The 24,308-nt window shown below is 71.0% G+C and carries 26 protein-coding genes; 16 read left to right on the forward strand and 10 right to left on the reverse strand.

Annotated features, from left to right (window positions below; translation table 11 throughout):
- Window positions 1-258 precede the first annotated feature (258 nt).
- Window positions 259-1,356, forward strand: coding sequence for a beta-propeller fold lactonase family protein (locus ACFYXC_RS20565; protein ID WP_389553528.1), 1,098 nt, complete (start codon window positions 259-261; stop codon window positions 1,354-1,356).
- Window positions 1,357-1,558: 202 nt separating this feature from the next.
- Here ACFYXC_RS20565 and ACFYXC_RS20570 read toward each other — a convergent pair whose 3' ends face one another.
- Complete coding sequence (locus ACFYXC_RS20570) at window positions 1,559-2,215, reverse strand: HAD family hydrolase (RefSeq protein ID WP_389553529.1); 657 nt, start codon at window positions 2,213-2,215, stop codon at window positions 1,559-1,561.
- A gap of 230 nt (window positions 2,216-2,445) precedes the next feature.
- Here ACFYXC_RS20570 and ACFYXC_RS20575 point away from each other — a divergent pair, with 230 nt between their 5' ends.
- Complete coding sequence (locus tag ACFYXC_RS20575; RefSeq protein WP_254644124.1) at window positions 2,446-2,574, forward strand: LPFR motif small protein; 129 nt, start codon at window positions 2,446-2,448, stop codon at window positions 2,572-2,574.
- A 74-nt stretch (window positions 2,575-2,648) separates the two neighbouring features.
- Here the strand turns inward: ACFYXC_RS20575 and ACFYXC_RS20580 are convergent, their stop codons facing one another.
- A complete protein-coding gene (locus ACFYXC_RS20580) occupies window positions 2,649-3,446 on the reverse strand; it encodes an ANTAR domain-containing protein (RefSeq protein ID WP_389553530.1) in 798 nt (265 codons plus the stop codon).
- Between the two features lie 64 nt (window positions 3,447-3,510).
- A complete protein-coding gene (locus ACFYXC_RS20585; RefSeq protein WP_389553531.1) occupies window positions 3,511-4,185 on the reverse strand; it encodes an ANTAR domain-containing protein in 675 nt (224 codons plus the stop codon).
- A gap of 875 nt (window positions 4,186-5,060) precedes the next feature.
- Between ACFYXC_RS20585 and ACFYXC_RS20590 the strand changes: the two genes are divergently transcribed.
- Both ACFYXC_RS20590 and ACFYXC_RS20595 read left to right on the forward strand, forming a co-directional pair.
- On the forward strand, window positions 5,061-5,588 hold the full coding sequence (locus ACFYXC_RS20590) for a sigma-70 family RNA polymerase sigma factor (RefSeq protein ID WP_389553532.1): 528 nt from the start codon (window positions 5,061-5,063) through the stop codon (window positions 5,586-5,588).
- Window positions 5,575-6,687 carry a hypothetical protein gene (locus ACFYXC_RS20595; protein ID WP_389553533.1) on the forward strand — a complete coding sequence of 371 codons (1,113 nt, stop codon included), beginning with the start codon at window positions 5,575-5,577 and terminating at the stop codon, window positions 6,685-6,687. Before ACFYXC_RS20590 ends, ACFYXC_RS20595 begins: the two co-directional genes overlap by 14 nt.
- A gap of 53 nt (window positions 6,688-6,740) precedes the next feature.
- Here ACFYXC_RS20595 and ACFYXC_RS20600 read toward each other — a convergent pair whose 3' ends face one another.
- Window positions 6,741-7,634 carry an alpha/beta fold hydrolase gene (locus ACFYXC_RS20600; RefSeq protein ID WP_389553534.1) on the reverse strand — a complete coding sequence of 298 codons (894 nt, stop codon included), beginning with the start codon at window positions 7,632-7,634 and terminating at the stop codon, window positions 6,741-6,743.
- Between the two features lie 130 nt (window positions 7,635-7,764).
- On the opposite strand from ACFYXC_RS20600, the gene ACFYXC_RS20605 reads away from it, so the two are divergent.
- The gene (locus ACFYXC_RS20605; RefSeq protein WP_389553737.1) at window positions 7,765-8,250 is read left to right on the forward strand and encodes a CGNR zinc finger domain-containing protein; all 486 of its coding nucleotides are present in this window, start codon (window positions 7,765-7,767) and stop codon (window positions 8,248-8,250) included.
- Window positions 8,251-8,259: 9 nt separating this feature from the next.
- On the opposite strand, the gene ACFYXC_RS20610 is transcribed toward ACFYXC_RS20605, so the two are convergent.
- Both ACFYXC_RS20610 and map read right to left on the reverse strand, forming a co-directional pair.
- Window positions 8,260-8,481, reverse strand: a complete 222-nt coding sequence (locus ACFYXC_RS20610; protein ID WP_389553535.1) for a hypothetical protein — start codon at window positions 8,479-8,481, stop codon at window positions 8,260-8,262.
- 202 nt (window positions 8,482-8,683) lie between these two features.
- Window positions 8,684-9,502 carry a type I methionyl aminopeptidase gene (gene map, locus ACFYXC_RS20615; protein WP_388919392.1) on the reverse strand — a complete coding sequence of 273 codons (819 nt, stop codon included), beginning with the start codon at window positions 9,500-9,502 and terminating at the stop codon, window positions 8,684-8,686.
- 94 nt (window positions 9,503-9,596) lie between these two features.
- Here map and ACFYXC_RS20620 point away from each other — a divergent pair, with 94 nt between their 5' ends.
- From ACFYXC_RS20620 to ACFYXC_RS20645, 6 genes are all read left to right on the forward strand, one after another.
- Entirely contained in the window at window positions 9,597-9,863 is a 267-nt protein-coding gene (locus tag ACFYXC_RS20620) for a helix-turn-helix domain-containing protein (RefSeq protein WP_388919389.1), read from the forward strand.
- A 126-nt stretch (window positions 9,864-9,989) separates the two neighbouring features.
- Window positions 9,990-10,451, forward strand: a complete 462-nt coding sequence (locus ACFYXC_RS20625) for an SRPBCC domain-containing protein (RefSeq protein WP_389553536.1) — start codon at window positions 9,990-9,992, stop codon at window positions 10,449-10,451.
- Window positions 10,448-10,792 (forward strand): ArsR/SmtB family transcription factor, encoded by a 345-nt coding sequence (locus ACFYXC_RS20630; RefSeq protein ID WP_388919383.1) that lies wholly within the window; start codon window positions 10,448-10,450, stop codon window positions 10,790-10,792. The genes ACFYXC_RS20625 and ACFYXC_RS20630 overlap by 4 nt, the downstream gene beginning before the upstream one ends.
- Window positions 10,793-10,882: 90 nt before the next feature.
- Window positions 10,883-11,335: an SRPBCC domain-containing protein gene (locus tag ACFYXC_RS20635; RefSeq protein ID WP_389553537.1), complete on the forward strand. Its 453-nt coding sequence runs from the start codon at window positions 10,883-10,885 to the stop codon at window positions 11,333-11,335.
- Between the two features lie 61 nt (window positions 11,336-11,396).
- Window positions 11,397-12,365: an aldo/keto reductase gene (locus tag ACFYXC_RS20640; RefSeq protein ID WP_389553538.1), complete on the forward strand. Its 969-nt coding sequence runs from the start codon at window positions 11,397-11,399 to the stop codon at window positions 12,363-12,365.
- 23 nt (window positions 12,366-12,388) lie between these two features.
- Entirely contained in the window at window positions 12,389-12,736 is a 348-nt protein-coding gene (locus ACFYXC_RS20645) for a MerR family transcriptional regulator (RefSeq protein WP_389553539.1), read from the forward strand.
- A gap of 78 nt (window positions 12,737-12,814) precedes the next feature.
- On the opposite strand, the gene ACFYXC_RS20650 is transcribed toward ACFYXC_RS20645, so the two are convergent.
- Window positions 12,815-13,552 (reverse strand): SDR family oxidoreductase, encoded by a 738-nt coding sequence (locus ACFYXC_RS20650; RefSeq protein WP_388919371.1) that lies wholly within the window; start codon window positions 13,550-13,552, stop codon window positions 12,815-12,817.
- 93 nt (window positions 13,553-13,645) lie between these two features.
- Here ACFYXC_RS20650 and ACFYXC_RS20655 point away from each other — a divergent pair, with 93 nt between their 5' ends.
- The 3 genes from ACFYXC_RS20655 to ACFYXC_RS20665 all read left to right on the forward strand — a co-directional run bounded on the left by ACFYXC_RS20655 (window position 13,646) and on the right by ACFYXC_RS20665 (window position 17,496).
- Window positions 13,646-14,509: a LysR family transcriptional regulator gene (locus ACFYXC_RS20655; RefSeq protein WP_389553540.1), complete on the forward strand. Its 864-nt coding sequence runs from the start codon at window positions 13,646-13,648 to the stop codon at window positions 14,507-14,509.
- Window positions 14,510-15,059: 550 nt separating this feature from the next.
- Window positions 15,060-16,790, forward strand: a complete 1,731-nt coding sequence (locus ACFYXC_RS20660; RefSeq protein ID WP_389553541.1) for a SpoIIE family protein phosphatase — start codon at window positions 15,060-15,062, stop codon at window positions 16,788-16,790.
- 127 nt (window positions 16,791-16,917) lie between these two features.
- On the forward strand, window positions 16,918-17,496 hold the full coding sequence (locus tag ACFYXC_RS20665) for a dihydrofolate reductase family protein (RefSeq protein ID WP_389553542.1): 579 nt from the start codon (window positions 16,918-16,920) through the stop codon (window positions 17,494-17,496).
- A gap of 51 nt (window positions 17,497-17,547) precedes the next feature.
- Here ACFYXC_RS20665 and ACFYXC_RS20670 read toward each other — a convergent pair whose 3' ends face one another.
- The gene (locus ACFYXC_RS20670; RefSeq protein WP_389553543.1) at window positions 17,548-18,144 is read right to left on the reverse strand and encodes a hypothetical protein; all 597 of its coding nucleotides are present in this window, start codon (window positions 18,142-18,144) and stop codon (window positions 17,548-17,550) included.
- Between the two features lie 513 nt (window positions 18,145-18,657).
- Complete coding sequence (locus tag ACFYXC_RS20675; RefSeq protein WP_389553544.1) at window positions 18,658-19,707, reverse strand: hypothetical protein; 1,050 nt, start codon at window positions 19,705-19,707, stop codon at window positions 18,658-18,660.
- Window positions 19,708-20,017: 310 nt separating this feature from the next.
- Here ACFYXC_RS20675 and ACFYXC_RS20680 point away from each other — a divergent pair, with 310 nt between their 5' ends.
- Complete coding sequence (locus tag ACFYXC_RS20680; protein ID WP_389553545.1) at window positions 20,018-22,330, forward strand: beta-L-arabinofuranosidase domain-containing protein; 2,313 nt, start codon at window positions 20,018-20,020, stop codon at window positions 22,328-22,330.
- A gap of 650 nt (window positions 22,331-22,980) precedes the next feature.
- On the opposite strand, the gene ACFYXC_RS20685 is transcribed toward ACFYXC_RS20680, so the two are convergent.
- Window positions 22,981-23,277: a hypothetical protein gene (locus tag ACFYXC_RS20685; RefSeq protein ID WP_389553546.1), complete on the reverse strand. Its 297-nt coding sequence runs from the start codon at window positions 23,275-23,277 to the stop codon at window positions 22,981-22,983.
- A gap of 193 nt (window positions 23,278-23,470) precedes the next feature.
- On the opposite strand from ACFYXC_RS20685, the gene ACFYXC_RS20690 reads away from it, so the two are divergent.
- Window positions 23,471-23,980, forward strand: a complete 510-nt coding sequence (locus ACFYXC_RS20690; protein WP_389553547.1) for an ATP-binding protein — start codon at window positions 23,471-23,473, stop codon at window positions 23,978-23,980.
- Window positions 23,981-24,308 lie beyond the last annotated feature (328 nt).

Consider the following 24,308-nt stretch of genomic DNA (forward strand, 5'->3'; position numbering starts at 1 on the left):
CATGACGCAGCGATGTGGGAACAGTGGCCTCGGCCGCGGGCCGACCGGGACAGGAATACCGGATTCGACGGGTCTCGAAAACGAATCAAGCACGCCGTGCTGAATTGTGCGGCGCAGCGAGACTTCGTGCTGCGCCGAACCAGAATTCCGACGTGCGAAAAGATGACTTCTTTTTTCAACCTGGATGGCTGCCGTTTCGGGTCGTTTATTCAGTCACGACACACATACGGTCACTTTCCGACCGCAAAGGAGTTCTCCGTGTCCAGTGTGTTCGAAGTGCCTAATCCGTCCGCCGACTGCGCGACTTCTTCCTTTTCATCCCATCGCTTTCTGATCCGTACGCGACGGGTTCTCTCGCTCGGTTCGGCGGCCGTGGCGATGCTGTGCGCCTCGGCGGCGTCACCGCCGTCCCCCCAGCCGGCCGACCCGCCGCCCGCACAGTCCGCGCAGTCCGCGACCGAGCGGGATTTCCCGATGCGCATCATCGCCTATGTGGCGAACAGCGGCTCGGCGAGTGTCTCCTCCTTCGACGTCCGGCTGGAGAGACCCGTCACCACCACGCCGGTCGGCAACGGCCCGACCGGCGTGGGCGCGGCTCCCGACGGATCCCACGTCTACGTGGCGAACGGCCTGTCCGACAGCGTCTCCTTCATCGAGACCACGGGTCACAAGGTCGTGGCGACCGTACCCGTCGGCAAGTACCCCTTCGCCGCCATGCCCAGCCGGGACGGCAAACGCGTGCTGACCGCGGACTGGGGCAGCGACACGGTGTCCGTCATCGACACGGCCACCCGGCAGGTCACGGCGACCACGCCGGTCGGCGAACTTCCCCACAGCATCACCACCATTCCCGACGGGAGGGCATTCGTCACCAACAGCGGAACCAATGACATCACCGTGCTGTCCAAAACCAACCAGGTGGAAACCCGCATTCCCGTGGGGGATTTCCCCAGCGGCATCACCAGCACCCGGGGCGGGGAAAAAGTATATGCCGCCAATACCGGCTCCGGCAGTATCTCGGTCATCGATGCCGCCACCGCCAAAGTGACGGCGACGTGGCCGGTCGGAAAGGCCCCACTGGGCCTTGCCGTGAGCCCGGACGGACAACGCCTCTACGCCGCCGATTCCGCGGCCGACGTACTGTTGATCATCGACACCGCCACGGGCGGAGTCCTCGCACGCGTCCCCGTGGGCAAGACACCACAAGGCGTGGCCATCAGCCCCGGCGGAAGCCGGGTATGGGTCACCAACGAGGCGTCCGACACCGTTTCCGTGGTCGATCCGGCGACGGCGAAAGTACGCACCACCCTGCCCACCGGACATCTCCCGGAAGGCATCGCGATCACTCCGCGATGAGAGCGCACTCCTGCCGGTGCACCGGCGGCTCGCCGGTCCGAGCCGCCGGGCCTTACGGCGAGGCACGCACCGCACAAGGGGCGCGGGTCGTCGTGCTCCCTGCTGTCCGCGGCCGGGGACATGCGGCGCCGCCGACCCCACGCGACTCCCGCAGGCTCAGCCGCTGCGCGCCGGGGTGGCCGGGCTGGACCGGAGACGGCGTTCAGTGGCTCCGCGTCGCGCTGATGACGTGGTCGATCGCCGTGCCGACGTCCTCGGCGACATGGGTCGGCCGGTAGGACTCATGGGACCACACCTGACCGTTCGCCACCCAAATACTGCGCAGAGCAAGGGCGTTGGCGCCGGCGATGTCGGCATGCGCGGAGTCACCGATGACCCATGCGCCGGTGAGTGGCATCCCGACGGTACGTGCGGCCGCGTGGAAGATCTCCGGTTCGGGCTTCTTGCAACCGACCTGCTCGGAGATCACCCAGCCTTCGACAAGACGGTCGAGTCCGGTGCGTCGGATCTTGGTCTCCTGCTGCGCGGTACGGCCGTTGGTGACGATCACGCAGGTCCAGCCCGCGGTACGGGCCTTGTCCAGGGCGTTGCGGGCCGCGTCCGTCAGCACGACGCGACCGGCCGCGCCGCGGTCGAGCAGGGCGTGGACGGCCGTGGCCGGCACCTGACCCCGATACCGGTCGGTCATGGCCGCGGCCACCTCGTGACGGGCGGCGTAGCCACCGGCGTCGACAGCCATGACCCACGGCAACTCCGCCTCGGGCAAATGGTTTTCGGAGAGGAAGGCGAAGACGGCGTCACGGAAGGCGCCGTCGCGGTCGATCAGTGTGTTGTCGAGGTCCAGCAGCAGCAACGGCATGGCCGGCAGTACATCACGGACGCCGAGGTCGAGCGGTCAGGATGTCCCTCGCGGGGAGGGCTCCACCGGCCGCTTCCGCGACGCCTCCGCGACGGGTCGGAGACGGGTCCTCGTCGCGTCCGTGGACAAGGTCGGTTTCCGCGGCTGATCGCCGGGCACGCGATCAATGACCGGCCGTACAGCGGCACATCAGATCCGGCGCGAGCGCCGGAGAAGAACGGAGGCTCATCATGTTGAAGGCGATCGCAGACGTTCTTCGGTCCATCGGCGGGGCCGTCGCCACCGTCGTCACCCTGCCGTTCCGGGCGGTGGCCCGGCTGTTCGGCGGCGCCTCCAGCTCCGCGCACGGCCACCACTGACACACCGGTCCGCGTGTTTGTGCGCGGACACCTTGCAGGACCGAGCCCGGCTGGACCTACCCGTCCAGCCGGGCTCACGTCTCGGTGTCCGCTGCGTCGGCTTTCGGAGGAGCGGGTGCCGGCGCGGCTGCGGGCCCTGACGCGCGTGCCGGTGCGGGGGCGGGTGCGGACAAGGCATCGGTGTCGTCGATGACGTCCCGGGCGACCTTGCTGAGCAGGATCCGGTGGTGCCGGGCGTGACGGCGCAGGGAGTCGAAGGCATGGTTGAGGGTGATCTTGTGGCGGGCGGCGAGGATACCTTTTGCCTGCTCGATGACGATGCGGCTCTGCAGGGCGGTGTGGAGCTGCTCGTTGACGGTGTGCTGCTGGCGGATGGTGCGGGCCTGGATCAGACCGATGGTGGCGGCGTCCGCGAGTGCCTGGGCGAGGGCCAGGTCGTCGGCGTCCAGTGGCCGGTCGCGGGTGTGCAGCAGGAGGAGGCTGCCGATGTTGTCCTGACGCAGGCGCATCGGCAGGGCGGTGGCGCGGAGGTAGCCGGCGCGCTGGAGGTGTGGCGTGAACCGCGGCCAGCGGGCGGCCGAGTCGGCCGGGCCCTGCGCGGTGACCAGCCGGGCGGTGTGGTGGGCGTCCGCGGCCGGACCCTGGCCACAGGCGGCCTCCAGCACCTGCTGCAGGCCGGGGCCGGGATCGCAGGGCGCGACGCTGTGCAGGCGGGGACCGGGGTGGTCCAGGAAGACCGCGGCGTCGGTGTCCTCCAGGAGCTCCTGGCAGCGCACCGTCATCTGGTGCAGGAAGTCGATGACGTCGAAGTCCTCGACCAGGGTGTCGGCCAGTTCCACGAACGTGCGGAGGATGTGCTGCTGCCTGCTCATGCTGTACTCCTAGGCTCCCGCGCAGAACGTGGTTGGTGCGGCCCAGCGGGTCGGCTGGTCGAGGTCATCGCGGCAGCTCCCGCCGGATGACGGCGTGGGCGGTGTCCGTCAGGGACATGCCTGAGGTGTATGCCTGGGCGCGCAGCCGGTCCAGGGCTTCGGCGAGCGGGATCCGGAGCTTCTCGCTGAGGACCCCGGTGGCCTGGTGCACTTCCGTGCGGTGCAGGTCCACCGCTCCCGCGTGGCCGGGTCCGCTGCCGTGCTCACTGCCGGCCGGCCAGTGGTTCAGGACGTGCTGGGCCAGTGTGTCGGCGACCAGCCAGCCTTCGGTGGACTGCTGCGGGGTGAGCGGGCCGGGCGTGCGCCGGTAGCCCGTCATCGTCCCGACCAGGACGGCGCCGATGTGAACGGGCCAGACGAACAGGGCCTCGATCCCCAACTGCCCCGCCTCCGCCGCGTACTGCGGCCACTGCCGGGCCAGCACCCGCCCGAGATCGGGCACTTGCCGTACCGCCGCCTCGTCCTGGAGGAACAGACCGGGGCCCTGCCCCAGGACGAACTGCAGATCTTCCAGGCGCTCGCTGGTCGTGTCGCTGAACCACACCAGCTCCTGACCCAGGGAGACGGCCATCCCGCCCAGGCCCAGTGCCTGGGCGCAGGCGACCGCCCACACCCGACGCTGCTCGTCGTCAGCCGCCCCGTGCAGGCTGTCCAAGAGTTCCTGGACCGTAGAGCCCATGTCCGCACACGCCTCTCGTCGGTGCTCCTCGGTACGGCCCGACCGGCGTCCGCCGCACCCTGCCACCGTAGCGGTCGAGCTACGCCGCGTGACGACTCGTCAACAGAACTGCGCCTTTGTAGCCGCAGGAGCGTCCGGGTCGGACGCGAAGGCAGTACGCTGCTGCGCCCCGAGGGCCTGTCGAGGGCACAGCGTTTCAGCGTGAAGATGAAGTCGCCGGAGTGCTCCGATCCGCCGGTGTCGAGGCGCCAGGCGCCGTCCCAGCCGAGGGCGATGCGATTTCGGCGCTGCACGACCGGATTCGGCAGCACGGTCATGGCGTACGGCGACGTCGCCCCACCGGTTTTCGCGCGTCCCGCGCCACGGCCGAGCCCGTTGGAACAGGAGTGCGGGTGTGACAACCGCGTTCGGCGACAAAGGGGTTCCAGTCAGGCATGTCGTCGTTTTCGTTTCGGGCACATCTCCGGGAAGGGAGTCGGCCGCACCGACATGCCCGTATGGAGCGACGGCCCACCGGTCGCGGGCGGTCGGCCCAGGTGGAGGCGGTGTCACCGGTGCGCCATGACATCGCCGTCGGCACGCCTCGTGGAGCAGTGCCCGATCGAACGGTGTGTGGGGTTGGATTTCCGCGTCGTCGCGTTGCACAACAGCCCCTCGCCGCACGCCTTTCGAGGCAGAGGGTGTGCAGAGGCGTCCCCTCCGGGTTCCGGCGACGGAGCCCGCCCATTCACGAAAGGGGCAAGGCTTGTGCCCTTGCGACTGGTTGGCGATGTGGTCCTCGCGGTGGTTCCCGTGCGGACACCGGGCAGCGGCGAGCACAGGGACGGGCGCACGTGACGCGCGAGGTGTCCGGACGTCCCCGCGACGCCACGTCCATGACGCAGCTGCCGCTGGACTTCGAGGCGTTCCACCGCATACACCGACCCGTGTACGTGCGGTGGGCCCGCATGTACTTACGGCACCGAGCCGATGCCGAGGAGGCCGTCGACTGCGCCTTCGAGCAGCTGCTGGTGTCCTGGCCCGCCGTGCTGGCCAAGGAGAGCCCGGCCGCGTACGCCTGGCGGGTGATGAAGAACCGCACGATCGACGCGGCGCGAGCTCGCGGACGCCGCGCGTACCCGGTCGACACGAACGCGTTCGAGACCACCGCGCTGCGTCAGGTGGTGGATCCCATAGGCCAGCTCGAGGAGAGCATCAGCCTGTACCGGGCCATCTGCGACCTGCCCGAGCGGCAGCGGGACGTCGTCGTGCTCCTCTACAGCTACGGGTTGTCCCCGGCCGAGGCGGCAGACCATCTGGGCATCACACCGGCGGGTGTGCGCTCCACCGCCCGTCACGCACGCCGCCGGCTCCGGGAAGCGCTGGGACTGACCGAGGAGGGACCCGCCGATGACGCGCATTGACCAGCTCCTCGCCCGAGCCCGCCTGGTCGACGAACCGTACTCGTCGAAGGACATCGATGCCGCCGCCGCCCGCATCGCCGTCCGCGCCGCCCGCCGCGCCCTCCCGCAGAAGGCGGGTGCGGGCCGGGAGCAGCCCGACGAGCGGCCGGAGCCGGCCGACGGCGCCCCGATGGGCGCGGCACGGGATCTGACCGTCCTGTGCGAGACCGCGGTGGCCGACACCGGAGCCATCGCCCACCTCGGACGTTTCATCGGTTCCCTGCCCGAGCCACGTGGCGCCCGGGTGCTGGGCTGCATCCTCCAGCTCACCGACCAGGAGGACTCCGCACGCTTCTGGTGGCAGTACGCCGCCGGCGCGGGAGACCGCGTCGCCACCTACTGCCTGCACCTGCAGCACCTCGTCCACGGCGAGCGGCCGGAGGCCCGCTGGTGGCACGAGCAGACCGGTGCCGATCTCCAGCCCACCCCCGACGGTCCCCGGGACGACGTCGCCACCATGTTGCGCGTGCTGCGCGTCCTGCACACCCGGCGGGCGGGGGAACACCTGTCCGGACTGCTCACCCGGCTGTCGCAGGCGGGCGCCGTCTTCGACTACATCCCCGCCGCCCTCTCCTACACCGGCGACGCCATCGACCTGCCCCTGCCCGACCCGGACTTCACCGACCACATCACCACCCTCACGGCCCGGCCCTCCCCCGGCACCACCCGCGAGCGCGCCGAACCGCCCTCTCCCCCGCTGCCCGCCCGCGTCCGCCCGGCCCGCCGCACCCCGCCCTCCCGTACGCCACCCTCCCGTACGCCGGTGGCACCGGCCCCCTCATCCGCGCCCCGGCGGTGGCACGACAGCGGCGGCCCCTACGGTCACGTCCAGCGCACCGGCGACATCACCAGTGTCTGGCGCCGCAGGCTGGCCTGGCAGATGTTCTTCGACCACTGCGACACCTGCCGCGCCTGCGACCCCTCCGGCGTCCCCTGTCCCGCCTACCTCTGTGTCACTCCCAGCACCATGATCGACGTGATCGTCGCGGGCGGCCCGCCCCCCACCGGCATGAAGCGCCACCCCATCCGGTGCGCTCCCGACCGCCGCGCTCAGGACTGACCGCGTCCGTGCGCCCCGTCGGTGGCGCGCACCTCCGTCACCGCCGGGAGGCACTACGGCGTTCCGCTCCCGGGGTGGCCCGGCGACGCCACGGTCAGGAATCCGCGCAGGTACCCGGCCACGGTGTCCAGGTGACTTTCGAGCAGGAAGTGTCCGCCGCCGGGAACGAGGTGGATCTCCGCGTTCGGCAGGTCCCGTGCGAAGGCGCGCGCTCCGGCGGGGCCGAAGATCTCGTCCGCCGCGCCCCAGACGGCGAGGAGCGGGACCTGGCTTTCCCGGAAGTAGGCGTGCACCTGGGGGTAGAGGGGTGGATTGCTGGCGTAGTCGCGGAACAGGGCCAGCTGTACGAGGTCGTTGCCGGGCCGGTTGACCTCGCGGTGGTCGGCGGCCCAGGTGTCGGGGTCGACCAGTTCGGGCCGGTCCACTCCGTGCAGGTACTGCCAGCGGATGGCGTCGAGCGAGAGGGCGGTACGGACGCCCGGTTCGGTCCGAGGACCCGGGTCCTCGCAGTACGCCCAGAGGGGCTTCCAGAAGTCAGGTACGAAGCCGTCCTCGTAGGCGTTGCCGTTCTGGGTGATCACGGCGGTGATCGCTTCCGGGGTGCGCAGGGCCAGCCGCCAGCCGATGGGCGCGCCGTAGTCCTGGACGTAGATGGCGTAGCGGGTGACGTCGAGCTGGTCGAGAAGGGCTTCGGTGATGTCGGTCAGGGAGTCGAAGGTGTAGGTGAACTCCTCCACGGAAGGGGCGTCGGAGTTGCCGAAGCCGAGGTGGTCGGGGGCGATGACGCGGAAGCGATCGGCGAGCGCCGGGACGAGGTTGCGGAACATGCGGGAGCTGGACGGGAATCCGTGCAGAAGGACGACCGTGGGCGCCTCGCGTGCCCCTGCCTCGCGGTAGAAGACGCGATGTCCCCGCACTGTCGCGTACCGGTGACGTATCTCGACCATGACTAACCCCTTCAAAGCCCTTTGGTGGTTACCTGTCGACGTCCAGTAGACCGTCCGTGAGGTAACCTGTCAAACACCTTGATGGGGTTAGCTGGGAAAGGGGAGGTCCGTGCTCCACGACGACGTCCTGATGCAGGCGCTGAACAGCACTCCTGTGGTGGACGGCCGACGCCAGGACCTGTGGCGGGGCGACGACGAGCTGGACAGGTGGGCGCGGGAGCACGGAGGTCTCGGCGGCGACGAGGAGCGCCGCTGGCTGCGCACCGCGCGGGACGCCCTCCAGGCGGTGGAGACCGGCACAACCGCGGAACCGGGTCTGGACGGGGTCCTTTCCGGCGTACGCAAGGTCCCGCAGCCCAGCACGTCCGGAATCGAGTGGCGCCTGGAGGCGCCGCCGGAGCGCAGGCTCGCCGTGGAACTCGTGCTCGCGTGGGCGGACGTCAAGGAGCGCATGCCCGGCCGTCTGCGGCCGTGCGGGAATCCCGAATGCCGCCTCTTCCTCCTGGACCGCAGTCGCGCCAACACCGCACGGTGGTGCTCGATGCAGACCTGCGGGAACCGGCTCAAGGCCCGTCGGCACCAGGCGCGGGCACGCGAGACGCCACGACCCGAGTGACCCGTCGGTTCACCGCTGCGTCTGCGCCAGGGCGACGAGCCCGAGTGCGCGTGCCGTACGTTCGCAGATCTTCGCCGCCAGCACCCCGTCCCGGGCCTGCTCGGGTTGGCCGCGGTCGCACCCTCGGCGAAGAAGCCGCCACCGGGAGCCGGGGCGGCCGGGGCCGTGGCGAGGAGGACCACCGACGCCGGCCGCCTTCTCCGGCGTCTGGGCGAACAGGACGCCGGCCACGGACGCGACCTTTTGTCGTACGCCCACCGCGCACCGGCACCCAACGAGGTGGACGGACACACCGGTCTCCGGCACGGCGGGCCGGCGGGTACGACAGGCAGGCACAGCGGGCACGGCAGGCGCGGCGACCAGATCGATACCCAAAGCCGGCAGAGGCCGATGCTCTGTGCCCGCAGAGGCCGATGTCCCGTGCCGGCGGGTGTCAGCGTCCGGTCGTCGAGGAACCCCGCTGTTCCTTCAGCCCTTTGCCGCTCTCGGGGCGCCGGGTGAGCACGAGCGGACCTGTCTCCGTGATGGCGACCGTGTGCTCGGAATGAGCGGTGCGCGAACCGTCGGCCGAGCGGATCGTCCAGCCGTCCGGGTCATACACGATCTTGTCGGTGCCGGCGGCGAACCAGGGCTCGATGGCGATCGTCAGGCCGGGACGCAGCTTCCAGCCCCGCCCCGGGCGACCGTCGTTCGGGATGTGCAGGTCCTCGTGCATCGTGCGGCCGATACCGTGACCGCCGAACTCCAGATTGACCGGGTAGCCGTACTCCGCGGCGACCGCGCCGATGGCCGCCGAGATGTCCCCGAGCCTGTTCCCCGGCTGGGCGACCTCGATCGCGGCCTCCAGGGCGACCTCGGTGGCCTCGATCAGCCGCAGGTCGTCCTCGGCCGGGGTGCCGACGACGACGGAGTGGGCCGAGTCCGCGGCCCAGCCGTCGATGGTCACCGCCATGTCCATGGTCAGCAGGTCCCCGTCGCGCAGCTTGTAACTGTGCGGCAGGCCGTGCAGCACGGCGTCGTTCACCGACAGACACACCACGTTACGGAACGGGCCCTTGCCGAACGAGGGCTCGTAGTCCCAGTAGCAGGACTCGGCGCCGCGCTCCTTGATCCGGCGCCGGGCATGATGCTCCAGGTCCAGCAGATTGACCCCCACCTCGGCGAGGTCGGCGAGCTCGGCCAGCACCTGACCGACGAACTGTCCCGTGACATGCATACGCTCGATGTCTCTGGGAGATTTGTGCTCGATCACTGCGATCCTCGATTCCCGGTGCGGTCGACCGGTATATTTATACCAGAGGGTGGACTGGTTGCCCGCCGAACACCCGCGGCCCTAGCATGTGCGCATGGTTCGCCACCCGCTCGCCCCCGAACAGATCGAGGCGGGCCGACGCCTCGGGGCCGCACTGCGCTCCGCCCGAGCCGGACGCAGCCCCGTCGAAGTGGCCCTGGCGGCCGAGATCTCCCCGGAGACGCTCCGCAAGATCGAGACCGGCCGGCTGCCGACACCCGCGTTCGGCACCATCGTCCGGCTCAGCGAGGTACTCGGCGTACCGCTGTCCGAACTCGCCGCCATCTGGCGTACCGCCCCCGCCCTGAGCCAGGCTTCCTAGCCGCACGCCCGGCCACCGGACCACCGGGCACGAAACCCTCCAAACGCGCAACCGATGGTTGCGCATCACGGCGGCGCGCCCTACAGTCATAAGCAACCAAAGGTTGCGATTGTTGAGGAGGGCGGAATGGACTACGCCGGCATCGAGCGCGAGATCCACATCGAGGCCACGCCCGAGGTGGTCTACAAGGTCATCAGTACACCCGAACACCTGCGTGAGTGGTGGCCGGACGAGGCGGAGCTCAAACCGGTGCCCGGAGCCACCGGTGTCATCTCGTTCGGGGACACCGCCACGCCGGACGCGAAGGTGGTACCCCTCACGGTGCTGGAGGCCGATCCGCCCCGCCGGTTCTCGTTCCGCTGGGCGTACGACGAGGGTGAGGTCGCCACACCGGACAATTCCTTCCTGGTGGCCTTCGACCTGTTCCCGTCGGGTGCGGGCACACGACTGCGCTTCACCGAGACCGGGTTCAGGGAGAAGTGCGCGCCGGCCGTGCTGGAGCAGCAGTACGGCGAGCACGTCACCGGCTGGGACCACTTCCTGCCCCGCCTGGTCACCCACGCGGCCCGCGTGGTGTCGACGGCGTGAGCGACACCGTCGACGACGAACTGTGGTCGGCGGTGGGCGACCCCACCCGGCGGCGCATGCTGGACCTGCTGCTGGCCTCCGGCGGCGGAACGGCGACCGCCCTGAGCGAGCACCTGCCGGTCACGCGGCAGGCAGTGACCAAACACCTGCACCTGCTCGACCGGGTCGGGCTGGTGCACGCCACCCCGTCCGGCCGCGAGCGCCGCTACCAGGTGGACGAGACGCGGCTCGCTCTCGCGATCGCGCAACTGTCGTCGGTCAGCGCCGCCTGGGACGCCCGGCTGCGCCGCATCAAGCGGATCGCCGAAGCCATCCAGCGCAGCCAGGACGAGACCGGCTGACCACTCCACGAACGACCGCCGCCGCGATCCGTGGCGGCGGGTGACGCAGCGCGCCCGCAGACGGGCGCCCCCACGAGAAGAGGCAGTGACATGGTGGACATCCTGCACAGGATCGGGGTCACGTCGACTCCCGACTCCGTCTACACGGCTCTGACCACGATCAGCGGTCTTTCGGGCTGGTGGACCGAGGACACCGACGGCAGCGGCGACGTGGGCGAAGTGATCCGGTTCCGCTTCCGGGGCGCGCCGGCCCCTGGCGGGTTCGACATGAAGGTCCTGGAGGCCGAGCCCGCCGAGCTCGTGCTCTGGGAGGTCGTCGACGGCCCGGCGGAGTGGATCGGCACACAGGTCCGCTTCGAGCTCAAGCAGGAGGACGACTACACGATCGTGCTGTTCCGGCACGGAGGCTGGAAGGAGCCGGGGGAGTTCATGCACCACTGCAGCACCAAGTGGGCCACCTTCCTGATGAGCCTGAAGAAGCTCGTCGAGACCGGTGAGGGCGAGCCGGCGCCACACGATGTCAGGATCAGCAACTGGCACTGACGCGAGTCCCGGACCGTCCGCCACCACCGCTCTTGACCTGGAGCGCGCTCCAGATACGAGCATGTTCGGCATGAACACCACTGACCCTCAGATCGTCCTGGGGACACCTCAGATCGTCCTCGGGACGATGGACTTCGGCACCCGCGTCGACGCCGACCGGGCCTTCGCCCTCCTCGACACCTTCGTCGCCGGCGGCGGTGTCTGGCTCGACACCGCGAACTGCTACTCCTTCTGGGCCGACCCCAGCGGCGTCGGCGGCGCCAGCGAGCGCGTCATCGGCGCGTGGCTCAGGGCACGCCCGGGTGCGCGCGACGCGGTGCGGATCGCGACGAAGGTCCGGCAGAACCCACTCGTCGCGCACTCCTGGCCGCAGAGCGCCGAAGGGCTGTCCGCGCGCGCCGTCCACGCCGGCGTGGAGGAGAGCCTGGGACGCCTGGGAGTCGATCACGTCGACATGCTGTGGGCCCATGCCGAGGACCGGGGCGTGCCGCTCGACGAGACCGTCGGCGCCTTCGGCGAGCTGGTCGCGAAAGGGGTGACCGCGCGGGTCGGAGCGGCGAACCACGCCGCCTGGCGCGTCGAGCGGGCCCGGTCACTCGCGCGGGAGCAGGGCGTGGAGCCGTGGACGGCCCTGCAACTGCGCCACTCGCTCGTCCAGCCGCGACCGCTCACCCCCCTCGCCGAGGCCGGCCATCGCATGCTTGCGGCCGAGGACCTGGACCTCGCGCGGTCGGAAGGGCTCACCGTGTGGTCGTACAGCTCGCTGATGTGGGGTTCCTACGTACGGGCGGACAAGCCGCTCCCGAAAACCTATGATCACCCCGGAACGACCCGGGTGCTCGCGGTCCTGGACGACGTCGCGCGCGAGCTCTCGGTTACGAGGAACCAGGTCGTCCTGGCCTGGCTGATGCGGCAGGGGATCGATCCCATCGTCGGTACGAGTCAGGTCGGGCAGATCGAGGAGGCGCTCGACGCACGGCGGGTGCGGCTCACCGACGAGCACCTGGCGCGCTTCAGCGAGGTGCGATGACACGGCAGTCGGCGAGGGAACCCATGACCACCCACACCCCGGCAACGGCCGCGGACCGCACCGGTGTCTCCATCGACACCCTCCGCTACTACGAGCGTGAAGGGCTCATCGGCCCGATCCGGCGCACCGCCGGCGGGCGCCGGGAGTACACCGAGGACGACCTCTTCTGGATCGGCCTGGTCACGTGCTTCCGTGAGGCCGGCCTCGGCATCGCGGACCTGCGGGGATTCGTCGCCATCCTGCGCGCCGAGCACCCTCCGCAGGATCGGGTCGCCTTCCTGCGCGAGCGCCGTACCGCCCTGGAAGAACGGGTGACGGCGCTGGGCAAGGCGATAGGGATCCTGGACGAGAAGATCGCGTACTACAGCTGAGTGCCGGGGAGCACGGCACGCGTCTCGCTCCCCGGCCACGACGTCACGACTTCCCGACTTCCCGGCAGGGTGCCGGGGTCACCAGGGGATGACACCGTCGTCCTCGAAGAAGGAACCGGTCGGGCCGCCGTCCGGGAGCGTGGCGAGCCGGATCGCGGTGGCGGCGCCCTGCTCAGGGGTCCGGGGTCCTTGGAAGCCGGTGAAGTCGGTCGCGACCAGGCCCGGGCAGGCGGCGTTGATCAGGATGTTCGTATCGGCGAGGTGTCGGGCGTACTGCACGGTGACGGCGTTGAGGAAGGACTTCGACGGCGAGTAGGCCGCCATGACGGGACCGATCTCGATGTCCGGGTCCGCCTGCCGGGTCAGGGAGGCGACGGCACTGGAGACGTTGACGATGCGTGGCGACGTCGAGCGCCGCAGGAGCGGCAGCATCGCGTTGGTCACCCGGATGACACCGATGACGTTGATCTCCACGACCGAGCGGACCACGTCCAGGTCGAGCGTGGTCGGATCCTGTACCCACCCCGGGCCCGTCGGTCCTGAGATTCCGGCGTTGTTGACCAGCACGTCCAGGCGTCCGGCCTGCCGTTCGACGAGTGCGGCGGCATCCACGGCACTCCGGTCGCCGGTCACGTCCAACGGCACCCCGAACGCGTCCACCCCGGCGGCGCGCAGCTTCTCCACGGCCGTCCCGCGCCGCGTCTCGTCACGGGCTCCCACACCGACGCGGTACCCGCGGGCACCCAGCCCGGCCGCGATCTCGTATCCGATTCCCTTGTTCGCGCCGGTCACCAGCGCGATCTTCGTTTCGCTCATGTCGTTGATGTTCACTCGCGGCCGGGCGGCGCATCCAACACCGATACGGTGCTCTGTCATACCCGGTGGGTATCACTGACGTAGGCTGCGGTGATGGACGCCTTGGAGACCCGCGAGCTGAGGTACTTCATGGCTGTCGCGGAGGAACTGCACTTCGGCCGTGCCGCCGAGCGTCTCGGCATGACGCAGCCACCGCTGTCCCGGGCCATACGGCAGCTCGAGCGGCGTCTCGGCGTCACCCTGCTCAGACGCAACCGCCGCGGTGTCTCCCTGACCGGCGCGGGGGAAGTCCTGCTGCACGAGGGCCGAGCGGCTCTCGACGCGACCACCGCTGCCGCACGCCGCACCCGGCGCGCGGGCGGCGCCGACGGCCCGGGCGCTCCGCGCAGCCGCCTGGTGCTGGCGGTGAAGGCCGCCGCGTCGCACGAACTGCTGCAGAAACTCCTCGACGCCTACGCGGCCGAGCCCGGGGCCGCCGAGATCGAGGTGCTGCCGTGCGGGCTGTGCGACCAGGAGGAGTTGCTGCGTGACGGACGCGCCGACGTGGCGCTCATGCACGCGCCGTTCAACACGCTCGCCGGGTTCGACAGCGAGGCGCTGCTGACCGAGGGACAGAGCGCCGTCCTGCCCACCGGGCATCCCCTCGCCGCACGGAAGAGCCTGTCCCTGGCCGAGGTCAGCGACATCCCCGGTCTGCCGCTCGCCCGCTGGCCCCGCCACGGAACGTACGCGCCCGGCCCGGGCCCCGAGATCCGCGACCAGACGCAGCTGGCCCAACTCATCGCCCTCGGCCGCACCGTGGCCGTCTACCCCGACTCGGCCTGCTCCTGGCTGTGGGCCGAGCACACGGCGGTCCCCCTGACCGACGCTCCCCCCGTCGTCACCCACATCGCCTGGCCCGCCCACAGCCGCTCACTCGCCCTCGCGGCACTGATCCGCACGGCGACACAACTATGATCACGGCCACGGGGAGACCGAGCGGCGGACGCCGAACGACACGCCTGGCGTGTCACTATGGGGACAGCCGTGGGGCAAGAGGCCATGTACATACGGCAGTTGGGGCGGGACCATGTCGGCTGGGATCCCCATGTGGGCGGCTGGGATCCCCATGTGGGCGACGCCGTCTGTGCCCGCCGGCCGGCGGGGAACTCCGTCGCACAGGAACGGCTGCGGCGCCGTCCCGGCCGAGCGGCCCGGCTGCGCGGGGTCCGACGGTGGTCCGATCCCGTTCGTTCTTGAGGGCGCGGGCGTGCTGATGCGAGAGTAGGGCGCCGTGCCCGTGCCGAGCGGGCAGGTCCCGGCGGGCTGCCGCAGACTGGCACTGTGTCCTTCGGGTCCGGCGCTCCCCCACGGCGGGAGCACCCCGCTCCGGAGCCGCGACGTCCCGCCGGTGCCTCGCACAGCCGTGGGACGCCCCGTGGAGGGTCTGCGAAGACTGCGCGCGCAGGTGCTTGCAATGATCCAACCGGGGTACTGCAACAGATTCGTGTTCAGACCAAGGAGGGACATGGACGGCCTCGCCGCTCCCGGCACGGGAGACAGACCCATGCTCGGGCAGCAGGAGCTGTCCGGGGTCCTGCTGCGGGAAGCCCTGGAGAACGTGGCGGCGTCCGCCGTCGTCGTCGACGACGACGGGCTCATCGTCGCCGCCAACAGCGCGGCCCAGAGGCTGCTCGGCAGAGCTGCCGCGCAGCTGATCGGGCATGACTCCCACGACCTGCTGCACCGCAACAAGCACGGGCACTCCGTGCCCCGTACCCGCTGCGACATACGGAACGCTCTCCTCACCCGCGCGACCAGGCACGGCAACGCCGAGTGGTTCGTCCGCGGGGACGGGGTCCTCGTGCAGCTGTCCTGGCTGATCACGCCGTACACGACGGCCGCGGGCGTCACAGGCGCGCTGGCGCTGCTGTACGAGCAGGAGAAGACGTACAAGAGCGACGACAGGCACTCCGCGCCGCTGACGGAACTGGACCGCCTGGCCCTGCTGGCGGAGACGACCACGCAGCTCACCTCCACCCTGGACGTCGACGAGGCACTGCACCGGCTGGCGGCCCTGACCGTGCCACGGCTGGCGGACTGGGCGGTGTTCGACCTCCTCACCGAACACGACGAAGTACGGCGTGTCCTGGTGATGGAGTACAAGGACGGCATCCTCATCGAGCGCGAAGACCTGCAGGGCCCGATGCCTCCCGTGCCGTCACAGTCCCCGATGCCGCTGTCCCGGGCCCTGCGCGGCGCCGCCTCCTCCCTGGCCGGGCCCGCCACCTACCAGGGCCCGCCCGACTCGGGCATCGCGGTCGAGCAGCAGCGCCTGTTCACCGAGACGGGCATGCACTCCGCCGCCATCGCCCCCATCCGGGGACTGCGTGACGTACTCGGCGCCCTGACCCTCGGCCGGGCACAGCGGCACGATCCCTTCACCCCCTCCGACCTGCCCCTGCTGGAGGACCTCACCCGGCGGACCGGCCTGGCGCTGGACAACGCCCGCCTGTACCAGCGCCAGCGCAAGGTCGCCGAGACCATGCAACGCCACCTGCTGCCCCAGCTCCCCTCCCTGCCCGGCCTCGAGATGGCCGCGCGGTACCTGCCCGCTCCGGACGCCTCCTCCGTGGGCGGCGACTGGTACGACGCCTTCGCTCTCGCCGGCCCTGCCCACGCACTGGCCATCGGCGACGTCGTGGGCCACGATCTCGACGCCGCCGCCGGTATGGCGCAGGTCCGCAACATGCTGCGCGCCTTCGCCTGGTCCCATCCGCAGGCCGCCCCGAGCGACATCGTCACACGGCTGGACGAGGCCGTGATGCACATCGCCGAAGTACCGATGGCGACCATGATCCTCGGCAGGCTCACACCGGGCGAGGACGCACTGTGGCGGCTGCACTGGACGAACGCGGGCCACCCGCCGCCCCTGCTCGTCACCCATGACGGTCAGGCCGGCTACCTCGACGAGGCCCACGGCATACTGCTCGGGACCGGAGTGAACCGCCCTCGCCCCGACGCCGTCACCGTCCTGCCGCCCCTGGCCACGCTCCTGCTCTACACCGACGGGCTGGTCGAATCACCGCACCACTCCATCGACCACGGGCTCGACCGGCTGCGCCGCCACGCGGCGTCCCTCGCCCACCGCCCTCTGGACTCCTTCTGCGATCTCCTGCTGGACCAGGTCCGCCCCAGCGACAACGACGACGACGTCGCCCTGATCGCGCTGCGCACGCCCTCTCTCGCCGAGGAGTGACAACTGGCCCGGGGCGGCCGCCCTCGGAACAACCGGACGAAGAGCGATGAGTCTCGCCGTGGTCACCGGTCTGTATCCCGGATACACGACGCACGACTGACGTGCGACCGCACCCGAGGAGACCATCATGACCGCTCCCTACACCTTCGACGTCTTCTCCAGCCTGGACGGCTTCGGTGCCGCCGGCGGCGACTGGACCGGCTACTGGGGCAAGCAGGGCCCCGAACTTCTCGACCACCGCCTCGCCCAGTACAGCGAGCAGCAGCGGATGGTCTTCGGGGCCAACACGTACCGGGCGTTCGCGCGGATGCTGGCCGAGAGCACCGAGGAGTCCGAGGTACGTGACCCCTGGGTCACGCGGATGCGGAACCTCCCGGCAACGGTGGTGTCGACCACCCTCGAAGGGGCCCTCGACTGGGCGGACGCGACCCTCGTGCACGGCGACGCCGTCGATGTCGTCGCCCGGCTCAAGGAGGAGTCCGAGGTGCCGTTGCGCTCGCACGGCAGCCTGTCGATGAACCGCGCCCTGCTGGCCGCCGGCCTGGTCGACCGCGTCCAGGTGACGCTCTTCCCGGTGATCACCGGCCGGACCGGGCTCGACCCGATCTTCCGGGGCGCGGCCGACTTCGACCTCGAACTGATCGAGCACCGAACCCTCGACAGCCACATCCAGGAGCTCGTCTACCGGCCCGCCCTGCACACCTGAGTCCGGCCTCGCACTCCGCCCGGCGAAGGGCTGGGAGGCCGGAAGGCGACCTCAGCCGAACCGGAGGATGCGCGGGGCGAAGGTGCCCTCGGGACCGTCGGCGCGGCCGACCGACCACACCGTGCCGGTGCCCGGCACCGGTGCCAGCCGCAGCGCCCAGGACTCACCTTCCCCGGCCACCGCCGGTTCGCTGTGCCCGGTGAAGGACTGGCCGTCCCAGGCAAGGAAGTCCGGCCCCGGGACGAGCGGCGGATAGCTGCCGGGCGGGCCCGCCTTCTGCGAGCGGGCCACCGCGACCCACCCCAGCGCGCCGGACGTGGTGGGTGCCAGCGAGCTGATCGAGCCGTAGTCGGTGGGCACGGTCACCCGGCTCCACGTCTGCCCGTCCCAGCGGACCAGCAGTGGCGGTATCGGCCGGCCCACCGGGCCGCCGACGAACCCGGCCGTGCCACCCGCCCACACCTCCGTCGGTGAAACGGCCAGCACACTGCTCACGGCCGAGCGCGGGAACCCGTCCACGATCGTCTGCTGCCACGCGGTGCCGTTCCAGTGCGACACGGCCGCACCCGAACCGGTGGCGCCCGCGGCCCATACGTCGTCGGCCGCCAGGATGTGCAGGCCGTACACGTGTCCCGGCGGTACCGGCACGTCCCGCCAGGCCCGCCCGTCCCAGCGCAGCAGTGCCTGCGCGCCGTCCCGCGAACCGGTCAGCCAGATCTCGCCCCCGCCGGCGACGACTCCGGTCGGTACGACTCCGCGCGGCGACCGGCTCTCGTACCAGGAGCTGCCGTCGAAGCGCAGCAGGCGGGCGCCGCCGGCCGAGTCGCGGCCGACCGTCCAGACAGCGGTCGGCGAGGTCGCGGCGATGGACAGCAGCTCGCCCTGCCAGTCGATCCCGGGCAGACTCTGCCGCTGCCAGGCGGTTCCGTCCCAGCGCAGGAGCAGCGGGAAGCCCGGCCTCGCGACCGACGGCGTCCGCGCCCACCGCCCACGCCCGGTCCGGTCCCGACGCCACAGCCTCGTACAGCGCGGCCTGCGGGCGTACCTGTGCCGGCACCGGAACGTGTTGCCAGGACCGGGTGTCCGCCGCGGCCGAGGTCATCACGGTCACCATGGTCATGACAGCAGCGAGGGCGGCGAGGAGAAGTCGGCGTGCCATGGTCAGCCTCCCAGCCGCTCGCTCATCAGGTGGGGTTTCGAGCCGTAGATCTCGGCGGTCCCGAAGGACAGCAGCGAACGCCCGGCCCGCGCCAGGGCACGCGGCTTGACGTCGATGCCGCCGGTGCGCTCCGGGCCGTAGGAGAAGGTGGTGCGCGGGCCGTCCACCCGTGCGTACTTCGACTGGAACGCGCGGTCGCTGCGCACCGGCAGCCACAGCGCGCCGTCCGGGCCGCGCACCATCGCCTCGGTGTAGGTGTCGCCCAGCGGCGGGTAAGTGGTGCGCCAGGCGCGTCCGTTCCAGGTCAGCAGGTAGGTGCGGGCCACGCCGTCGGTGTACCGGCTGCCGCCGGCCGTGACCCGGCCGGACGGTTCGAGCACGATCGTGTGCACGTTGCTGTCCGGGGGCAGCGGTACGTTCGCGTCCCGCCACTTCGTGCCGTCCCAGCGCAGAACGGTGGTTCCGGTGCTGGTGTCCGCCCATGCCCAGGCGTCGTCGGCGGTCCGCGCGGTGATCCCCATCAGGTAGTGCACACCGTCCGGGGTGGACTGTGCCGTCCAGCCGGAACCGTCGTAGTGCAACACCTTCAGCCCGGTGTCGTCCTCACCGACCACCCACGCGGCACCCGGTACGGCGGCGAAGTCCTGGTACACCCACAGTGTGTGCGGCAGCGGGACGGTACTCCAGGATCCGGCCGACCGGCGCAGGATCTCTCCCTCGTCGGCGTGCTGATGAAAGATCCACACCTCCTCGCCGACGAACTGCACCGTGCCGAGCCACCCGGGCTCACCGGCGCCGGGGAAGGTGGTGTCCCGGCTCCACGCCACGCCGTCCCACCGGTACAGCATCGGCCGCAGTCCGTCGGCGGCGTGCTCGTACCCGGTCGCCCACGCCTCCCCCGGCCCGCGGGCGGCCAGGTCGGACACCGTCACCGGCGGGGCCGCCGCGGGTACCGGCAGCGCCGACCACGCCGGCGTCACGGCCGCGGCCGGCGACATCACCGTGACACACGCCATGACCAGGCAGACGACGACCGCACGGAGACCGTTCACGAGCCCCCCAAAGCACGAAGGTCGCACAGCCTACGGCCGTCACGCCCCCGCGGACAGACGGCATTCGGCCGATCACCGACGGTCGCCGCGAGGGTGGTCCCACGCCGCGTTGCGCGAAGGGTTGACGGCTTGTCATGGCCGCTCTAACTTTTCTGACGTCCGTTCGAAGTACAGGACTACGTTCGAAATATCGGACACGCATCAGGGTGCGCCCCACGCGTCGCCCGACCGCCGCCGCACCCCGAACGACCGCTGCCGCACCGCCCCGGACGACCGGCGGGCGCTCCCCGGTCTCAGAAAGGGCCGCATCATGTCCCCCTCGGTCAACAGACGGCGCCTCCTCCAGCTCACCGGTGCCACGGCCGTCGCCTCCGCCGCCGGATCCCTGGGCGGCGCGTCTCCCGCCCGGGCCGCCCTTCCCCCGGTCCGGGCCGACATCGGGGTGTCCGCGCATCCCTTCGACGCCGGCCAGGTGCGGCTCACCGCGAGCCGGTGGCTGGACAACCAGAACCGCACGATCAGCTACCTGCGGTTCGTCGACACCAACCGGTTGCTCTACAACTTCCGCGCCAATCACAGGCTGTCGACCAACGGGGCCGCACCCACCGGGGGCTGGGACGCGCCGGACTTCCCCTTCCGTACGCATGTCCAGGGCCATTTACTGACCGCCTGGGCACAGGTGTACGCCGTGACGGGGGACACCGTCTGCCGGGACAAGGCCACCCACATGGTCGCGGAGCTGGCCAAGTGCCAGGCCAACAACGGCGCCGCCGGGTTCGGCGCCGGATATCTGTCGGGCTATCCCGAGTCGGAGTTCACCGCCCTCGAACAGCGGACCCTGACCAACGGCAACGTGCCGTACTACACCATCCACAAGACCCTCGTCGGTCTGCTGGACGTGTGGCGGCTCATCGGCAGCACCCAGGCCCGCGACGTGCTGCTGGCGCTGGCCGGCTGGGTGGACCGGCGCACCGGACGGCTGAGCGCCCAGCAGATGCAGGCCATGCTGGGCACCGAGTTCGGCGGCATGAACACCGTACTGGCCGATCTCTACCAGCAGACCGGTGACGCACGGTGGCTCACCGCCGCCCAGCGCTTCGACCACGCCGCGGTGTTCGACCCCCTGGCCGCGGGCCAGGACCGGCTCAGCGGGCTGCACGCCAACACCCAGGTGCCGAAGTGGATCGGGGCCGTCCGGGAGTACAAGGCCACGGGGACCACGCGCTACCGGGACATCGCCACCAACGCCTGGAACATCTGCGTGGACGCGCACACCTACGCGATCGGCGGCAACAGCCAGGCGGAGCACTTCCGCGCGCCCGACGCCATCGCCGCCCACCTGAACCAGGACACCTGCGAGAGCTGCAACACCTTCAACATGCTCACCCTCACCCGTGAGTTGTTCGCCCTGACCCCGGACAGGGCGGCCCTGTTCGACTTCTACGAGCAGGCGTGGCTGAACCACATGATCGGCCAGCAGAACCCGGCCGACGGCCACGGCCACGTCACGTACTTCACCCCGCTCAACCCCGGAGGCCGGCGTGGCGTGGGCCCCGCGTGGGGCGGCGGCACCTGGAGCACCGACTACGGCACCTTCTGGTGCTGCCAGGGCACCGGCCTGGAGATGCACACCCGGCTGATGGACTCCGTCTACTTCCACAACGGCAGCACACTGAGCGTGAACCTGTTCGTGCCCTCGGTGCTCACCTGGTCGCAGCGCGGGATCACGGTCACCCAGACCACGTCGTTCCCGGTCGGAGACACCACGACCCTCCAGGTCACCGGCAGCGCCGCCGGCACCTGGACGATGCGCATCCGCATCCCCGGCTGGACCAGCGGGGCCACGGTCAGCGTCAACGGCGTGGCACAGACCGTCGCCACCACTCCCGGCAGCTACGCGGCCCTGACCCGCTCCTGGGCCGCCGGCGACACGGTCACCGTCCGCCTGCCCATGCGGATCGTCCTGCGAGCGGCGAACGACAACGCGAACGTCGCCGCGGTCACCTACGGGCCGGTGGTCCTGTCCGGCAACTACGGCAACAGCGCGCTCGGTTCCCTCCCGGCGCTGGACGCCTCCTCGATCACCAGGACCAGCGGCGGCTCACTCTCTTTCACCGCCACCGCCAACGGCTCCACCGTCGGCCTGGGGCCGTTCCACGACGCGCACGGACACAACTACACCGTCTACTGGAACACCAGTGGCACCGGCACGGTCCGCCTGGTCAACGTGGGCAGCGGGCTCGTGCTGGGAATCCAGGACATGTCCACGGCCGACGGGGGCCGTGCCCTGCAGTGGAACGACTCCGGAACAGCCGATCACCACTGGGAAGTGATCGAGGACGGCACCGCCGTCCGCTTCCGCAACGCCCACAGCGGCAAGGTGCTCGGTGTGCAGGACATGTCCACGGCGAACGGCGCGGCCGTCCTGCAGTGGTCCGACAACGGCACCGCCGACCACCGGTGGACGCTGCTCGACCAGGGTGACGGAACCTTCAGGATCCGCAACGTCCACAGCGGCAAGCTGCTCGCCGTCGCGGGCAACTCGACCGCGGTCGGCGCCTTCGCGGTCCAGGACGCGGACGACGGTACCGCCGACAACCGGTGGCGCCTCGTGCGCGGTTGACCCTGGGGCGTCAGAGGTGGCCGTCCGGGTTCCGCGGATGCCCTGTGAGGAGGAAGCGGGCCAGGTCGACGACGGGCATGTTCTGCGCCTGTGCCATGGTGCGCGCAAGGGGTAGGCGAAGGCGGCACTCACCCCGATGTCGGCCGCGGCCTCGCCGAACTGCGGCCACGCGGCGCCGGACCGGTCGAGGGCGGGCACGAGGGTGCCTTCGCCGGTGTCGAACGCGGTCAGGGACGGGCCCTCCCCGGTGAGGTACTGCAGTTCCTCGGCGCGCCGGCCGCAAGGAGAAGTGGCTGCGAGCTGCAGATGCTCCGGCCCGCTGCCGTGCAGCGTGATCACCGCGGCATCGGTCACGGGCAGTTCCCGGACCGCTGCCGCGCACACCGCGGCGGCACACCCGCCGTGACCCGACCGGCGGGCGGCATGGAGGATCGCGTGCCACAGCGCATCGCGCCGAGCCACGGCCGCCGGCGTCACGCCGGCCGTTCCCGCCAGGTCGCCCGGGGTCGCCCGCCCTGCGGCGACCGCCCGGGCGGCACGCTCGTAGCGGGCGCGGGCCACCATCGCGCGCCCCAGCAACGCGGGCGGCGGACGCGCCGCCTCGCCCACGTCGCCGCCGCGTGCGCGGCGCAGCGCCTCGTGGACGGCGGTCACGTCCTCGACGTGGTGCAGGGCGCCCACGATGCGGCCGTCGGCGGCCAGGGTGAGTCGACCGGGTTCCATGCCTTGCGGCGAAAGGCACCGAAGGCGCCGGGTTCGGGGATGTCGTAGCGCTGGATCCCCATGTCGTCGGGTGCCCCCAGGCGCAGCACCCGCTCCAGGGAGGCGGTGAGGTTGCGCACGCCGGTGGCGGTGGCGTCCGCGGGGTCGTCCGGGAACGCGTCGAACATGAACGCGCCGATCAGCTCGTCACGCAACCGTCCGGTGGCTCGCAGTACCTCGTGCACCGGCACTCACCTGCCGGACTCCGGGACCGGAACGGAGGTCTGCCCGCAGAACAGCCCGCCGGCGAGGTCCCTCGGCAGCCGTCGCACTAGTGCGCGCCCGTCCGGCGTGCCGTGTCGCTTCGTGAGAGTCGCATGAGACAGGCCGGGCCGGGTACCTCAGCCGAGTACGCAATTGCGAAGGTGGACAGAGACATTGCAGTCGATCGACGGTGACAGCGAAGACAGGCCGGACGCTCCGCAGGGCATCTCCACCGCCATGCCCTTGAGCGGCGACGCCTCCTGCATCGCCGACGCACGTCAGTTCGCGGCCGCCTTCCTCGGCCGCGCACGGGCCGAGCACGGCGTGGCCGTGTCGGCCCGTGCCATGGACGTCACCCAGCTGGTGGTCAGCGAGCTGGTCACCAACGCCCGCAAACACGCCCCCGGCCCCGCCCTCGTGGAACTGCGCGTCACCGGCGCCCTGGTCGAGGTGACCGTGCGGGACACCGTCCGGGTCCGGCCCGCCGTCGGCGCGGTCGATCCCGAGCGGATCGGGCGGCACGGTCTGGAGATCGTCCAGGCCCTCGCCGAGGAGTTCCACATACATCTCGAACCGGCCGGAAAGCGGGTCACCGCCCGCATCGCGCTGGCCGACCCCTCCGACAGCGGCCCCGACGACACCGGCCGCCTCCCACGGCCCCCCGGCGACACCTGTTCCGCCTGACATTCCCGCGCGTGTACGGTCCCCGCCGGTGTCCGGCACACACGCCCTCGACGGACCTGCCCGACTCCCCCGCCCGAAGCCCTGCCGTCAGCCGCCGCTGCGCAGCCGGGGTGCCACGGGGCAGGTGTTTCCGGTGATGTGCTCGCGCGGGTCCCGGCAGGCAAATATGCGCTTCCGGCGGGCGGACAGGCCGCTCGCACGGTGGCACGCTGGTAGGAGTCGGCCGCCGCCGCGCGGGCAACGGCGGCCGGGGCGCGAGGGATCGGGACTCCCCCTTCGATCGGTTCCTCGCGCGAGGTGCCCCCCTGGCGATGCGAGACGGCGGGAG

The sequence above is a fragment of the Streptomyces sp. NPDC002701 genome, assembly GCF_042889045.1.
Classification (GTDB): domain Bacteria; phylum Actinomycetota; class Actinomycetes; order Streptomycetales; family Streptomycetaceae; genus Streptomyces.

Bases quoted from the DNA above. Each gene is read 5' to 3' on its own strand.
- ACFYXC_RS20665 (WP_389553542.1), top strand. From the start codon at position 16,918: ATGACCGCTCCCTACACCTTCGACGTCTTCTCCAGCCTGGACGGCTTC.
- ACFYXC_RS20635 (WP_389553537.1), top strand. From the start codon at position 10,883: ATGGTGGACATCCTGCACAGGATCGGGGTCACGTCGACTCCCGACTCC.
- ACFYXC_RS20620 (WP_388919389.1), top strand. From the start codon at position 9,597: ATGGTTCGCCACCCGCTCGCCCCCGAACAGATCGAGGCGGGCCGACGC.
- ACFYXC_RS20595 (WP_389553533.1), top strand. From the start codon at position 5,575: ATGACGCGCATTGACCAGCTCCTCGCCCGAGCCCGCCTGGTCGACGAA.
- ACFYXC_RS20585 (WP_389553531.1), bottom strand. From the start codon at position 4,185: ATGGGCTCTACGGTCCAGGAACTCTTGGACAGCCTGCACGGGGCGGCT.
- ACFYXC_RS20625 (WP_389553536.1), top strand. From the start codon at position 9,990: ATGGACTACGCCGGCATCGAGCGCGAGATCCACATCGAGGCCACGCCC.
- ACFYXC_RS20605 (WP_389553737.1), top strand. From the start codon at position 7,765: ATGCAGGCGCTGAACAGCACTCCTGTGGTGGACGGCCGACGCCAGGAC.
- ACFYXC_RS20575 (WP_254644124.1), top strand. From the start codon at position 2,446: ATGTTGAAGGCGATCGCAGACGTTCTTCGGTCCATCGGCGGGGCCGTC.
- ACFYXC_RS20590 (WP_389553532.1), top strand. From the start codon at position 5,061: ATGACGCAGCTGCCGCTGGACTTCGAGGCGTTCCACCGCATACACCGA.
- ACFYXC_RS20655 (WP_389553540.1), top strand. From the start codon at position 13,646: ATGGACGCCTTGGAGACCCGCGAGCTGAGGTACTTCATGGCTGTCGCG.
- ACFYXC_RS20680 (WP_389553545.1), top strand. From the start codon at position 20,018: ATGTCCCCCTCGGTCAACAGACGGCGCCTCCTCCAGCTCACCGGTGCC.
- ACFYXC_RS20660 (WP_389553541.1), top strand. From the start codon at position 15,060: ATGGACGGCCTCGCCGCTCCCGGCACGGGAGACAGACCCATGCTCGGG.
- ACFYXC_RS20580 (WP_389553530.1), bottom strand. From the start codon at position 3,446: ATGAGCAGGCAGCAGCACATCCTCCGCACGTTCGTGGAACTGGCCGAC.
- ACFYXC_RS20600 (WP_389553534.1), bottom strand. From the start codon at position 7,634: ATGGTCGAGATACGTCACCGGTACGCGACAGTGCGGGGACATCGCGTC.
- ACFYXC_RS20570 (WP_389553529.1), bottom strand. From the start codon at position 2,215: ATGCCGTTGCTGCTGCTGGACCTCGACAACACACTGATCGACCGCGAC.
- ACFYXC_RS20645 (WP_389553539.1), top strand. From the start codon at position 12,389: ATGACCACCCACACCCCGGCAACGGCCGCGGACCGCACCGGTGTCTCC.
- ACFYXC_RS20640 (WP_389553538.1), top strand. From the start codon at position 11,397: ATGTTCGGCATGAACACCACTGACCCTCAGATCGTCCTGGGGACACCT.
- ACFYXC_RS20650 (WP_388919371.1), bottom strand. From the start codon at position 13,552: ATGAGCGAAACGAAGATCGCGCTGGTGACCGGCGCGAACAAGGGAATC.